The organism is Sphingomonas sp. Sphisp66, assembly GCF_047324325.1.
Lineage (GTDB): Bacteria > Pseudomonadota > Alphaproteobacteria > Sphingomonadales > Sphingomonadaceae > Sphingomonas.
Genome location: NZ_CP168508.1, coordinates 4,271,903 through 4,284,545, shown reverse-complemented (window position 1 = coordinate 4,284,545; position 12,643 = coordinate 4,271,903). Strand labels below are relative to the sequence as shown.

At 67.5% G+C, this 12,643-nt stretch carries 11 protein-coding genes and 1 tRNA gene; 2 read left to right on the top strand and 10 right to left on the bottom strand.

What is annotated here, in order from left to right; genetic code table 11:
- The first annotated feature begins 28 nt into the window (after window positions 1–28).
- Together ACEN8G_RS19545 and ACEN8G_RS19540 are read left to right on the top strand one after the other, a co-directional pair.
- Window positions 29–115 (top strand) — tRNA-Leu (locus tag ACEN8G_RS19545).
- A 152-nt stretch (window positions 116–267) separates the two neighbouring features.
- Window positions 268–3,255 (top strand): TonB-dependent receptor, encoded by a 2,988-nt coding sequence (locus ACEN8G_RS19540; RefSeq protein ID WP_413740671.1) that lies wholly within the window; start codon window positions 268–270, stop codon window positions 3,253–3,255.
- A gap of 43 nt (window positions 3,256–3,298) precedes the next feature.
- On the opposite strand, the gene ACEN8G_RS19535 is transcribed toward ACEN8G_RS19540, so the two are convergent.
- The 10 genes from ACEN8G_RS19535 to ACEN8G_RS19490 all read right to left on the bottom strand — a co-directional run bounded on the left by ACEN8G_RS19535 (window position 3,299) and on the right by ACEN8G_RS19490 (window position 12,615).
- Entirely contained in the window at window positions 3,299–4,273 is a 975-nt protein-coding gene (locus tag ACEN8G_RS19535) for a flagellar motor protein MotB (protein WP_413414948.1), read from the bottom strand.
- The gene (gene motA, locus ACEN8G_RS19530) at window positions 4,274–5,137 is read right to left on the bottom strand and encodes a flagellar motor stator protein MotA (protein WP_413414949.1); all 864 of its coding nucleotides are present in this window, start codon (window positions 5,135–5,137) and stop codon (window positions 4,274–4,276) included.
- A gap of 174 nt (window positions 5,138–5,311) precedes the next feature.
- On the bottom strand, window positions 5,312–6,211 hold the full coding sequence (locus ACEN8G_RS19525; protein ID WP_413414950.1) for a flagellin: 900 nt from the start codon (window positions 6,209–6,211) through the stop codon (window positions 5,312–5,314).
- A gap of 7 nt (window positions 6,212–6,218) precedes the next feature.
- On the bottom strand, window positions 6,219–7,562 hold the full coding sequence (gene flgK, locus ACEN8G_RS19520; protein ID WP_413414951.1) for a flagellar hook-associated protein FlgK: 1,344 nt from the start codon (window positions 7,560–7,562) through the stop codon (window positions 6,219–6,221).
- Window positions 7,559–7,915 carry a rod-binding protein gene (locus tag ACEN8G_RS19515; protein ID WP_413414952.1) on the bottom strand — a complete coding sequence of 119 codons (357 nt, stop codon included), beginning with the start codon at window positions 7,913–7,915 and terminating at the stop codon, window positions 7,559–7,561. The genes flgK and ACEN8G_RS19515 overlap by 4 nt, the downstream gene beginning before the upstream one ends.
- A complete protein-coding gene (locus ACEN8G_RS19510) occupies window positions 7,912–9,009 on the bottom strand; it encodes a flagellar basal body P-ring protein FlgI (RefSeq protein ID WP_413414953.1) in 1,098 nt (365 codons plus the stop codon). Before ACEN8G_RS19510 ends, ACEN8G_RS19515 begins: the two co-directional genes overlap by 4 nt.
- 14 nt (window positions 9,010–9,023) lie before the next feature.
- Window positions 9,024–9,722 (bottom strand): flagellar basal body L-ring protein FlgH, encoded by a 699-nt coding sequence (locus ACEN8G_RS19505; protein ID WP_413414955.1) that lies wholly within the window; start codon window positions 9,720–9,722, stop codon window positions 9,024–9,026.
- Between the two features lie 11 nt (window positions 9,723–9,733).
- Window positions 9,734–10,522, bottom strand: coding sequence for a flagellar basal-body rod protein FlgG (gene flgG, locus ACEN8G_RS19500; RefSeq protein WP_413414956.1), 789 nt, complete (start codon window positions 10,520–10,522; stop codon window positions 9,734–9,736).
- Window positions 10,523–10,537: 15 nt separating this feature from the next.
- Complete coding sequence (gene flgF, locus ACEN8G_RS19495) at window positions 10,538–11,281, bottom strand: flagellar basal-body rod protein FlgF (RefSeq protein WP_413414957.1); 744 nt, start codon at window positions 11,279–11,281, stop codon at window positions 10,538–10,540.
- Between the two features lie 26 nt (window positions 11,282–11,307).
- Window positions 11,308–12,615 (bottom strand): flagellar hook protein FlgE, encoded by a 1,308-nt coding sequence (locus ACEN8G_RS19490; protein WP_413414959.1) that lies wholly within the window; start codon window positions 12,613–12,615, stop codon window positions 11,308–11,310.
- Window positions 12,616–12,643: the final 28 nt, after the last annotated feature.

Here is a 12,643-nt window from a genome sequence, read left to right as displayed (position 1 = left end):
TCGGTATCCCAACTGACGGATTTCACGTGCGGTCGTGGCGGAACTGGTAGACGCGCAACGTTGAGGTCGTTGTGGCCGAAAGGCCGTGGAAGTTCGAGTCTTCTCGACCGCACCAGTGAAAAATGCAGGCACCCGGCGACATCGCCGCGGTGCCGCAATTTTTTCGGGAACCCGGCAAACTTCTGCGACAAGTCGCGGCTAGCCACGCAGCATTCATGCTGGCGGTGTCACTTGCCGCGCGGGGTTTTCGAAAAGGGTGGGAATTTGATGCGTTCGAAGTTGATGCGTGGTGCCGCGGTTGCCGGATTGCTCGCCGGCATGATGCCGGGCGCGGTGCTCGCCCAGGCGCAGCAGCAGGCGCCCACGCCTCCCTCCGCGCAGAATCACCCCCAGCCCCAGGCGCAGGTCCCCGCCGCCGCGCAGGACCAGGGCACGGACGAGATGGGCGACGAAGGCGCGATCGTCGTCAACGGCGTGCTGCCCGGCGCGGTGAAGACCGACGTCAAGCCGGAGGTGCAGCTCAACCCGGCCGATATCCGCGCCTATGGCGCCTCCAACGTGTCGGAGCTGATCACCGCGCTCCAGGCGCAGCTCGGCAGCGGCTCGGGCCGCGGCGACGAGCAGCCAGTGATCCTGATCAGCGGCCGCCGCTCGAGCATGAACGAGGTTCGTGACCTGCCCACCGAGGCGATCGAGCGGATCGACATCCTGCCCGAGGAAGTCGCGCTGCAATATGGCTATGGCGCGACCCAGAAGGTGATCAACTTCGTGCTGCGCCGCCGCTTCCAGGCAGTGACGACGGTGCTCGAGGGGCAGATGCCCACCGATGGCGGCAATGCGACCGAGAGCGCCAACCTCAACATCCTCAAGCTCAACCGCGACGGGCGGGTGACGCTGGACGTCAAGTACAACCAGAATTCGTCGATCCTCGAGAGCGAGCGCGGGGTCAGCCGTGCCGGCAATGCGCTGTTCGACACGACCGGAAACATCTCCGGACTCGGCGCGGTGGTGCTCGATCCGGTCACCGGCACCCCGATCGGCCGGGAGATCGATCCCGCGCTGAGCGCACTGGCCGGCCGGCCGGTGACGGTCGCCGGGGTGCCGGTGTCCGGCCAGCAGGCGCTCGCCGGCTATGCGGCCAATGCCAATGATCCCAACATTACCGACGTCACGCCCTATCGCACCCTGGTCGGCCCGGCGAAGAACCTGACGATCAGCGGCATCTACAACCGCGCGCTCTCGGCCAAGGTGAGCGCCACCGCCACGATCAACCTCGACGTCAACGAGAGCGAGAGCTGGCTCGGCCTGCCGAGCGCGACGCTGACCCTGCCTACGGGCAATCCGTTCTCGCCCTTCGGCCAGAATGTCGAGCTGCGGCGCTATTACGACAATCTCAACCCGCTGACCCGATCGAGCAGCAGCCAGGCGCTGCGCGGCGAGCTGACGATCAACGGCGACAGCTCGCCCTGGATCAATAGCTGGCGCTGGTCGCTCAACGCCAATTACCAGCAGACCGGCAGCGATTCGACGACGACGCGCGGCGTCGATCCGAGCGTGGCGCAAGCGCTGCTCAACGCCAACGACCCGAGCTTCAACCCGTTCGCGCCGATCCCCTACAGCCTGATCGGCAGCCGTCCGGACGACTGGACCGAATCGACCACCAAGGTCGGCAATGTCGAGTTCCTCACCAACGGCCCGCTGTTCAAGCTGCCGGCGGGCGACGTCACCGGCAGCATCCGCGTGGCGGGGCGGACCAACGACCTGTCGGGCAGGTCCTTCCGCTCGGGCGTGTACAGCGCGAGCGACATCTCGCGCGACACCGGCGCGATCCGCGGCAACATCTCGATCCCGATCACCAGCCGCCGCCGCGCGGTGCTCGACGCGATCGGCGACTTCTCGGTCAACGCCAATATCGAAGTCGAGCAGCTCTCCGACTTCGGGCGGCTGACCACCACCGGCTATGGCTTCAACTGGTCGCCGATCACCCAGGTCCAGGCGATCGTCAGCTTCATCGACGACAGCAACGCGCCGACGCCGGGGCAGCTCGGCAACCCGGTGGTCACCACGCCCAACGTGACTGTCTACGACTTCGTGCGCGGCGAGAGCGTCAACATCAGCCAGATCAGCGGCGGCAATACCGCGCTGAGCGCCGACAGCCGCCACGTGTTCCGCGCGGGGCTCAACATCCGGCCGTTCACCGAGACCAATCTCGGCATCGTGGTGAACTACACCAATTCGCGCTTCCGCAACGCGATCCAGAGCTTCCCCGGCGCCTCCGCCGAGGTGGAGGCGGCATTTCCCGACCGCTTCGTGCGCGACGGCGACGGCCGGCTGCTCAGCATCGATGCGCGCCCGGTGAACTATGACCGGACCGAGCATTCGGAGCTGCGTTGGGGCTTCAACCTGTTCCTGCCGATCGCCTCGCCCCAGCAGAAGCGGATGCGCGAGCGCCGCGAGGCCTTCCAGAAGGCGCGCGAGGAATCGCGCCGCACCGGCCAGCCGCTGCCGCCCGAGATGACGGCGATGTTCGATCAGTTCCGCCGCCTCGGCCAGCAGTCGAGCCTGTTCGGCGGTACCCAGGGCGGCCAGTTCCGCGGCCCGCGGCCCGAGGGCCAGCCGGGCCAGGGTCAGGAAGCCCCGCCGCGCCCGCCGGCGGACGGTGCCGGCCCGGGTGCGGGTGGTCCGCCGGGCGGCGGCGGTCCGCGCTTCGGCGGCCCCGGTGGTGGTGGCGGCGGGGGCCGAGGCGGCTTTGGCGGTGGAGGCGGTGGCAACCGCATCATCCTCAGCGCCTATCACACCTGGGTGCTGCGTGACGAAATCCAGATCCGTCCGGGCCTGCCGGTCATCGACCGGCTCGGCGACACGACCAGTCAGGCGATCGCGGCGCACCGGGTCGACTTCACCGCGGGCGTGAAGCGCGACGCGCTGCTCGTCCAGCTCAACGGCAACTGGCAGAGCGGCACGCGCACCACGGGCGGCACCACCGGCCTGCCGGGCAGCACCGGCGAGCTCAATTTCGGCAGCCTCGCCAAGGTCAACCTGCTTACCGAGTTCAACCCGGGCCAGGACATCGACTTCCTGCTCAAGCATCCCTGGTTCCGCGGCTCGCGGATCCAGCTGCGCGTCGACAACATGTTCAATGCGCGCCAGCGGGTGACCGACGAGAATGGCATGACGCCTGTGGCCTATGCGCCGAACCTGCGCGACCCGATCGGCCGGACGGTGAAGCTCACCTTCCGCAAGCAGTTCTTCTGATCCTGATCTCCCTCTCCCCTCCTGTGGAGGGGAGAGGGAGATTTCAGTGCGCGCCCAGCGGCGTATCGGCTTCGCGGCTGGCGCGGAGGCCGGGGCGGAAGCGGCCCTGCTGGTCCTGGTCCATGATCCGGCGATAGAGCAGGGTGATCGAGACGCGGCGGTTGCGCGGGTCGGCGGGGTTCTCGACGATCAGCGGCTCGCGGTCGGCCACGCCCTCGATCCGCTCGAAGCGCATCTCGGTGACGTTGCCCGCCAGCAGGCGCCGGCGCGTCGCCTCGGCGCGACCGCTGGAGAGCATCCAGTTATTCATCGCCGTCGGGTCGCCATAGCCCAGACTGTCGGTATGGCCGCGGATCATGATCGGGTTTTCCATGCCCTTGATCGAGTCTGCGATCGTGCCGATCAGCGCGCTCGCCTCGGGCACCAGCGCGGTCGTGCCCAGGTTGAACATCGAATAATTGGCGTCGTCGAGCAGGTCGATGCGCATGCCGTCGCGCGTCGGCACGAAGCGGACATGGTTGGCCAGCTTGGCCAGCGCCGGGGTCGCCTGCATGCGCTGGCGGATCCGCTTGGCGGTCTCGTCGAAATTCTTCTGGTCCTGCTGGGTCAGCGCGCGCTGGTCCTTGAGCGTGCCCTTGGCGCCAGTGCCGACATCCTTGCCGCCGGCGCCGCCCACCGGGACGGTCAGCGACTTGGTGCCGGTCTGCGAGGCCTTGCCCGGATAATTGTCGCGCTGGTTGATCGCCTCGCCGCCGAACAGGCCGTTCGAGCCGGCACTGTTCTGCTTCAGCTCGACCAAAGTCGGCGCGAAATAGTCGGCAAGCGCCTTGCGCTGCTTCTCGGTGGTGGCGCCCAGGATCCAGAGCAGCAGGAAGAACGCCATCATCGCGGTCACGAAGTCCGCGTACGCGACCTTCCAGGCGCCGCCGTGATGGCCGCCATGCCCCTCGACGATGATCTTCTTGACGATGATCTTCGGCTGGAGCTGGTTCCCGTGCGGTGCGCGCGGCGCTGCCACTTACCGGCCCCTGAGCCCGTCAAAGACCTCGCCGAAGCCCGGCTGGTTGGCGTGCGCGATGCTGGAGCGGGCGGCCTCGATCACCAGCGGCTGCGGATGGCCGTGGAGCGAGGCGATGATGATCTGCTTCACCACGTGATAGATCGCCGCATCGGCGTCGATCACCTGCTGCAGCCGGCCAGCGAGCGGCGCGACGATGCCGTAGGCCAGAAGCACGCCCATGAAGGTGCCGACCAGCGCCGAGCCGATCATCGCGCCGAGGATGCTCGGCGGCTTGTCGATCGAGCCCATCGTCTTCACCACGCCGAGCACGGCGGCGACGATGCCGAGCGCCGGCAGCGCGTCGCCGAGCGACTGGAGCGTGGTCTGCGGGCCCTGGACCTCGTGGTGGTGCGTCTTGATCGAGTTGTCCATCACCTCCTCGACCGCGTGCACGTCGAGCGTGCCCGACGAGACGACGACGAGGCGCAGCGTATCGGTGATCAGGTTGATCAGCGTGTGATCGGCGAGCAGGCGCGGATATTCGGCGAAGATGGCGGAGGACTTGGGATCCTCGACATGCGGCTCGAGCGCGATCGGCCCCTCGGTCCGCAGCATCTTCATCAGCTTGGAGACCAGGAAGATCGTGTCGAGATAGTCCTGCTTCTTGTACTTCGGGCCCTTGAGCACCTTGGCCAGGCCGCCGCCCAGCGCCTTCAGCTCCCTGGTCGAATTGCCGATGACGAGCGCGCCGGCGGCGGCGCCGCCGATGATCAGCATCTCGTGCGGGATCGCTTCGAGGACGGGGCCGAGCGCGCCGCCGGTGATCGCGAAACCACCGAAGACCATTGCCAGCAGGATGACGAGGCCGATTGCCGGAAACATGTGCGCGAAACCCCCGATTTGTCGTCTCGGTTAACGACCGTTTCGCCGTGATATTCAGCGGAAAAACATGGTTAATTCGTTACCGGCGCGAATTATTTCGGGCTTTCGCTTGGGTTTCGGGCGCGAATCGCCTAGCGGCGCGCGCTCCGGCGAAAGTCGCGGCTTTCCCGTGGCTTATTTGAGATAGTCGAACAGCGAAACGCTGGTCAGCTTGGTGAAGCTGGCCTGGGTCGCCTGGAGGACGGTGAGCGTCTTCTGCAGATTGGCGACCGCAGTGGGGATATCGGTATCCTCGATGCCCGATCGCGTCGTCTCGCGGGTCTCGGCGACCTCGGTCAGCCGGTCGGCCTGCAGGTCGAGCCGGGCGCCGCGTGCGCCGACCGAGGCGCGGGCGAGCGCCACCGTGTCGAGCGAGGCGTTGATCCCATCGAGCGCCGCGGCGCCCGCCGCCTGCACGTCGGTGCCCGACTTGAGCGCGGCGGACAGCGAGCCGAGGACCGCGAACATGTCGGCGCCGGCGGGGCTGAACACCCGCTCGCCGCTGATCGTCGGCTGGACGCTCTCGCCATCGCCGATCGGGATGGCCGAGGGCTCGCCGGTGCCGGCGAAGCTGATCGAGCCGTCGGCGTTCTTCACATAGGCGGTGTCGCCGGTCGCGCCGCCGAACAAGGGCTGGCCGCGGATGTCGTCCTTGGTGTTGGCGAGCGCGAACAGCGTGTCGCGGATCGAGTCCAGCTCCTCGCCGATCGAGGCGCGGTCCGAGGCCGACAGCGTGTCGCTCTTGGCGCGGGTGGCCAGCTCGAGCGCGCGCTGCATCTGGGTCTCGACGCTCTCCAGCGTCTGGTCGGTCTGCGCGGTCACGCCCTGGGCAATGGTGATGTTCGACTTGTAGGTCGCATCGCCGGTGGTGGCGCGCTGGATCTGCTGCAGCTTGATATAGGCCGCCGCATCCGAAGCCGCGGTGATGCCGAGCTTGGTGGTGGCGATCTGGGTCTGCGTCTTGTCGGCCGCGGCGGTCAGCTGGGTCATCAGCGACGTCGGGCGGCTGTACATCTGCGAAGTGGCGATGCGCATGGTCTTTTTACCTGATGTCGAGGATCGATTGCAGCGTCTCGCGCGCGACCTGGATCACGCGGGTCGATGCCTGATAGGCCTGCTGGAAGCGCATCAGATCGACCGCCTCCTCGTCGATGTTCACGCCGCTCACCGAATCGCGCGCCGAGACGGCGGAGTCGCGGATCGAGGTCTGGGCATCGGCGACGCTGTTGCGCCCCGAAAGCGCCGCGCCGTTTGCGGCCGTGAGATCGGTCACCTGCTGCTCGTAATTGCCGCTGGTGCGCAGCGTGTCGAAGCCGGCGAGGTTGCTGTTGTCCCGCGTGCCGCCGCTGGCCGCCGCGGCTGCGATGCCGCGCGGATCGGCCATCACGACGCTGAGGTTGTAGGCGGGATCGCCGACCGAAAAGATCGGCTCGCCGGCATTGCCCTGGAGATCGGCACCGGCGGCCTGGACTGCGTTGACGCCCTCGGCGAAGCTCTGCGCCATCTGGCCGATCTGGTCGCGCGCCGCGGCGATGCGGCTGCCGCTCTCGGCGATGCCGGCAAGCGCGCCGCCATTGGGCGCCATGGTCTGCATCGCGCCGCTGGCCTGCTTGACCGAGAAGGAGAAGGTCCCTTCGTCGTTGCTGACCTGCGAGACGATCGCCGCCTGCGCGCCCTCGACCAGGGTCGGGCCCGAGCTGTTGCCGGCCTGGACGGTGGCGCGGCCATAAGCGTCGAAGCTGACCGTCACGTCGGTCAGCGCGCTCATCTGCTCGAGCATCTGGTCGCGCTGGTCGAGCAGGGCGGCCTGGCCGGCGGTGCCGTCATTGGCGCGGGCGAGGCCGGCATTCACCTTGGCAAGGCTGGCGGACAGGTTGTTGAGCTGCGTCACCGCGGTATCTGCCGAGGCCTTGAGGTCGATCATCGCGCCGTCGAGCGCCTTGCCGGTCGCGCCGAAGGCGGCCGCGACGCCGGCGGCGTTCTCGAGCATCGTCGCGCGCGCCGGCAGCGCAGTCGGGTCGGCCGCGACGGCCTTGGCCGAGGTGAAGAAGGACGTGAGCTGGTCGCCCAGCTTGTTCTGGGTCAGGCCCGAATCGATCCGCCCGAGCCAGGCCGCCCCGGCGAGCGTGCGGGCGAGGTCCGAGCTTGCGGTGCGCACCTCGGTCGCGCGGAAGGCGTCGGCCGAGCGGGTGACGCCGCCGACATTGGCGCCCAGGCCCGAATTGATCGCGCTGGTGTTGCCGCCGGTGGCGACGACTTCGCGCACCGTGGCGACACGGCGCGAATAGCCGACGGTCGCGGCATTGGCGATATTGTCCGAAGTGGTGGCGAGCGCCGACTGATAGGCCCGCGCGCCGCTGGCGCCGATCGAAAGCAGGTCGGTCATTTGACGGCACCTCCTTCGGGCGCGGGCGGCGTGGTGCCGGGCTGGGCCGGCGTCTCGGTCTTGAGGTTCCTGGCGAGGAAGGCGGTCATCGCCTTGCCGATGCCGATCGGGGCATGCGCGGCCATGCTCTGGGCGAGCTGCTGGTCCTGCATTTCGCGGAACTGGTCCTCGCCCTTGCTGTCGAACAGCCCGTCGCCGAGCTTCGCCTGGCGCATCGACTTGAGCATCATGCCGGTGAAGACCGCCTCGAAGCGCTGGCCGGCGGCTTCGAGATTCTCCTTGGAGGCGAGGCGCGAGGTGTCGGTCGAGACACCGCCGGACGTGCTGCCGATCGGGGCGAGTAGGTTGCTCACAGGATGATCAGCTCCGCCTTGAGCGCGCCGGCTTCCTTGAGCGCCTCGAGGATGGCGACCAGATCGGCCGGCGACGCGCCGATCGCGTTCACCGCCTTGACGACGTCCGAAAGCTTCGGGCCCGGCTCGATCAGGAACATGGGATGCTTTTCCTCCTCGACGCCGACCGTGCTGTGCTGCTCGGTGCGGGTCTCGCCCTTGCTGAACGGCGCGGGCTGGCTGGTGCGCTGGTTCTCATCAATACGAACGGTCAGTTTACCATGGGTTACCGCGGCGGGGCTGACCCGGACGGCCGAGTTGATCACGACGGTGCCGGTGCGCGCGTTGACGATCACCCGGGCGGCGGCTTCGGCGGCCTCGACCGGCAGGTTCTCGACTTCGCTCATCAGCTCCGAGCGGACGTCGCGGCCCTCGGGCGCCTGGATGGCGATCGAGACGCCATCGATCGCGCGGGCGCGGCCGGCGCCGAAGCGCAGGTTGATCGCGTCCTGGACGCGCTGGGCCGTGGTGAAGTCGGCGCGGGCGAGGTTGAAGGTGATGAAGGGCGACTTGTCGAAGCCGGTATCGACGCTGCGCTCGACCGTGGCGCCTTCCGGGATGCGGCCCGAGGACGGCGTGTTGACCACGATCTTCGAGCCGTCGGCACCTTCGGCACCGAGCCCGCCCACGGCGAGGTTGCCCTGCGCCATCGCATAGATCTGGCCGTCGGCGCCCTGGAGCGGGGTGAGGATCAGCGTGCCGCCGCGCAGGGACTTGGCCTTGCCCATCGACGAGACGGTGATGTCGAGCTTCTGGCCCGGCTTGGCGAAGGCGGGCAGCTCGGCGGTGATCATCACCACCGCGGCGTTCTTCAGGCCCGGCGCGACGCCGGCGGGCAGCTGCAGCCCGAAGCGCGAGGTGACACCCTTCATCGACTGGACGGTATATTCGAGATTGTCGTCGCCCGTGCCCGGCAGGCCGACGACCACGCCGTACCCGGTGAGCTGGTTGGTGCGGATGCCCTGGAAGCCGCCCAGGTCCTTCACGCGCTGGGCGTGGGCGGGCGCAGTGGCGGCGAGGGCGAGGGCGGCGAGCGCGAGGAAGCGGCGGATCATGGGTCTGCTCCGGCTTAGAAGGGGCTGATCACGGAGAAGAACCGGCTCAGCCAGCCCTGGCGGCTGGCACGGGCAACGTCGCCCTTGCCGGTATAGGCGATGCGGGCATCGGCGACGCGGGTGGAGAGCACGCGGTTGTTCGCGTCGATATCGGCGACGCGCACGATGCCTTTGATCTGGACGAACTCGTCGCCGCGATTGAGCGTCACGCGCTTCTGGCCCTGCACCAGCATCGTGCCGTTGGGATAGACCGCGGCAACGGTGACGCTGATCTCGCCCGACAGCGCATTGGCCTGGTCGGCGGTGCCGGTGCCGTTGAAGTTGCGCTTGCCGCTGACGCTGGCGTCGCTTTCCTTGAACAGCGACAGCGCGCCGGTGCTCGGTGGGGTCAGGCCGAAGCCGCCCGAGCTGTCGAGCTTGGTGCCGGCCGACTTGGACGCGGCGGTCTTCTCGACCAGCAGGATCGACAGCGGATCGCCGACGCGGCGGGCGCGCTGGCCCTCGTAGAGCGCGGCATAGCCGTCGTTCGCCTGGAAGATGCTGCCATTGGCGGGCGCCTGGGCCGGCGCGGCCGAGGGAAGCGTGACGGAGTAATCCTCCTTGGGCTTCTTCTTGCCGCCGATGCCAAGGAACTGCGCCTGGGCGGGCGTCGCGGCGAAGGCGAACCCGGCGGCGAGCAACGTGGCCGAGGCGAGGGTGGAGAGATGCTTCATGATCCGCCGCCTCAGATGTTCTGGTTGACGTATTTGAGCATCTCGTCGGTCGCCGAGATCATCTTCGAGTTGACCTCATAGGCGCGCTGGGTCTCGATCATGTCGACCAGCTCCTCGACGACGTTGACGTTCGAGCCTTCGAGCATGCCCTGGCGGATCGTGCCGCGGCCATCGATGCCGGCATTGCCGAGCGCGACGGTGCCGCTCGCCGGCGTCTCGATCAGATAGTTGTCGCCGACCGCCTGGAGGCCCGCCGGATTGGGGAAGCTCGCCACCTGGATCTGGCCGATCTGGGTGAGGTCGGTCTGGTTCGGCATCTGCGCCGAGACGGTGCCGTCGCTGCCGACGGTGACCGAGATCGCGCCCTCGGGAATGGTGACGCCGGGCATCACCTGATAGCCCTCGGAGGTGACCAGCTGGCCCTCAGGCGAACGCGAGAAATTGCCCGCGCGGGTATAGCCCAGGCCGCCGCCGGGCAACTGGATCTGGAAATAGCCATTGCCGTCGATCGCCATGTCGAGGCCGTTGCCGGTGGTCTGCAGCGATCCCTGGGTCTCGATGCGCTGGGTGCCCTGGGTGCGCACGCCGGTGCCGAGGTTGAGGCCGGTCGCGTATTTGGTCTCCGCGGTCGAGGCGGCGCCTGGCGCGGTGATCACCTGATAGGCGAGCGTCTCGAAGCTGGCGCGGTCCTTCTTGAACGCCGTGGTGTTCACGTTGGCCAGATTGTTCGAGATGACCCGCATGCGCGTGTCCTGGGCGTCGAGACCCGTGCGCGCGATGTGCAATGCTGCCGAACCCATCGGTCTTACTCCCTATCAGGACGGCATCCGCATCAGCGATGCGGTGCTCTCGTCCATGTTCTTGGCTTCCTTGAGCAGGTTGGCCTGCACTTCGTAGGCGCGCTGGTTCTCGATCATGTCGACCAGCGCCTGGGTGAGGTTCACGTTCGATTGCTCGAGCGAACCGGAAGTCACCTTGGCGTCCATGTCCTCGGGCAGCACGCCGCCGCCCTTCACATGAAGGAGATTGTCGAGCCCCTTGGCGGTCTGCGTGCCATCGGTGCTGACCAGCTTGATCTTGCCGACTTCCTGCGGCTGCGTCGGATCGCCGCCGCGCGGCACGATCGAGACGGTGCCGTCCTCGGAGATCGAGACCTTGTCGGCGGGCGGCACGGTGATGGGGCCCCCCGACCCCATCACCGGGAAACCGTCGCCGGTTTCCAGCACGCCCGAGGGCGCGATCCTGAGATCGCCGCGCCTCGTATAGGCTTCGGTGCCGTCGGTGGCCTGGACCGCGATCCAGGCATCGCCGTTCACCGCGATGTCGAGCGGGTTGCCGGTCTGGATCATCGTGCCCTTGCTGCGGTCGAAGTCCTCGACTTCCGCCGAGGCCATCTGGCGCGAATCCATCCCGGTACCCTGGAGGACCAGCCGGTCGAAGCTGACGCGTTCGCCGCGGAAGCCGATCGTCGAGGCGTTCGCGATGTTGTTCGCGATCGTCGCCTGCGCCGACATCTGGCTCCGAAGCCCCGACATCGCAGTGTAGACAAGCCGGTCCATGGGTTACTCCTCCTCAGCCGATCCGATCAGCTGCGGATGTTGAAAATGGTCTGGGACATCTGGCTGGCGGTATCGAGCGCCTTGGCATTCGCCTGGAAGTTGCGCTGTGCCGCGATCAGATTGACCAGCTCCTCGGTGATGTCGACGTTCGAGCGCTCGATCGCGCCCGACATCAGCCCGCCGAACCCGTTGGTGCCCGGCTCGCCGAGGCGCGCATCGCCCGAGAAGCCGGTGGCCGCCCAGGTCGAGTTGCCGAGCTGGCGCAGGCCCGCATTGTTGGTGAAGCTGGCCAGCACGACCTTGCCCAGTGCCTGGGTGTCGCCGTTCGAGAAGCTCGCGGTCACCGTGCCGTCGTCGCCGATCGTCACGCCTTCGATCTGGCCGACGGGCGAGCCGTCCTGCGAGGTCGAGTTGAGGCTGAACGGCGAGCTGACCTGGGTGGTGCCCTGGGTCAGGTCGAGCTTGAGCACCTGCTCCGAAGTCGCGCCCGGCGCCAGGAAGCCCATGAAGGTGATCGGCGTGGTCGGCTCGGAGAGCTTGCCGGTGCTGTCGAACTTCAGCTCGAACTGCGTCATCGTGTCGGGATCGTCGCCGGCATTGAGCTGCTGGTCGCCGACGAACGAATAGACCTTCCAGGTGCTGGTCGCGTCGGTGCCGGTCGGCTTGCTCTCGCGGACGAAGTAATTGGTCAGCGTCAGCGCATTGCCGTTCGCGTCATAGACCGTCGTCTGGACCGACTGGTTATAGGTGGTCGGATCGAAACGGTCGAACTTGTATTCGGTATCGTCGAACTTCGCCGCTTCCGACGGGATCGCCGAGCCGGCATTGAGGTTGAGGCCAAGCTTGACGTTCTCGGTCTCCTCGGGCGTGCCGCTGGTCTGGGGCAGGCGCAGGCTGACCGTCGAGGAAAGGCCGGTCGCGACCACCGCGCCCGAGCCGTCGACCGGATAGACCTGCAGCTTGTTGCCCTGAGCATCGACCACATAGCGATCGGCATCGACCTGGAAGCTGCCGTTTCGGGTGTAGGCAACACCATTGCCGCTCTTCTCGTCGCCCTTGACGATGAAGAAGCCGTCGCCCGAGATCGCGACGTCGAGCGCCGACGAGCTCTGGGTGAAGCCGCCTTGGCCGAACTGCTGGCGCACCGCCTTCACGACCACGCCGGAACCGACCATCTGGCTCGGGTTCATGTTGGCGGTCGACGCGATGACGTCGGCGAACTGGGTGGTGCTCTTCTTGAAGCCGTTGGTCTGCACGTTCGCGAGATTGTGCGAGATCGTCGACATGTCGGTCTGCGCTGCCTGCAGGCCGGAGAGCGAGGTGAAGAAGGACATTTTCCGTTACTCCGTAGGAAAAATTGAT

Coding starts and splice junctions, on each gene's coding strand:
- ACEN8G_RS19540 (WP_413740671.1), top strand. CDS start 268: ATGCGTTCGAAGTTGATGCGTGGTGCCGCGGTTGCCGGATTGCTCGCC.
- motA (WP_413414949.1), bottom strand. CDS start 5,137: ATGTTTCCGGCAATCGGCCTCGTCATCCTGCTGGCAATGGTCTTCGGT.
- ACEN8G_RS19525 (WP_413414950.1), bottom strand. CDS start 6,211: ATGCGCATCGCCACTTCGCAGATGTACAGCCGCCCGACGTCGCTGATG.
- flgK (WP_413414951.1), bottom strand. CDS start 7,562: ATGACCGACCTGCTTTCGATCGGCGCCAGCGGCGCGCGGGCCTATCAG.
- ACEN8G_RS19510 (WP_413414953.1), bottom strand. CDS start 9,009: ATGATCCGCCGCTTCCTCGCGCTCGCCGCCCTCGCCCTCGCCGCCACT.
- ACEN8G_RS19505 (WP_413414955.1), bottom strand. CDS start 9,722: ATGAAGCATCTCTCCACCCTCGCCTCGGCCACGTTGCTCGCCGCCGGG.
- flgG (WP_413414956.1), bottom strand. CDS start 10,522: ATGGGTTCGGCAGCATTGCACATCGCGCGCACGGGTCTCGACGCCCAG.
- flgF (WP_413414957.1), bottom strand. CDS start 11,281: ATGGACCGGCTTGTCTACACTGCGATGTCGGGGCTTCGGAGCCAGATG.
- ACEN8G_RS19490 (WP_413414959.1), bottom strand. CDS start 12,615: ATGTCCTTCTTCACCTCGCTCTCCGGCCTGCAGGCAGCGCAGACCGAC.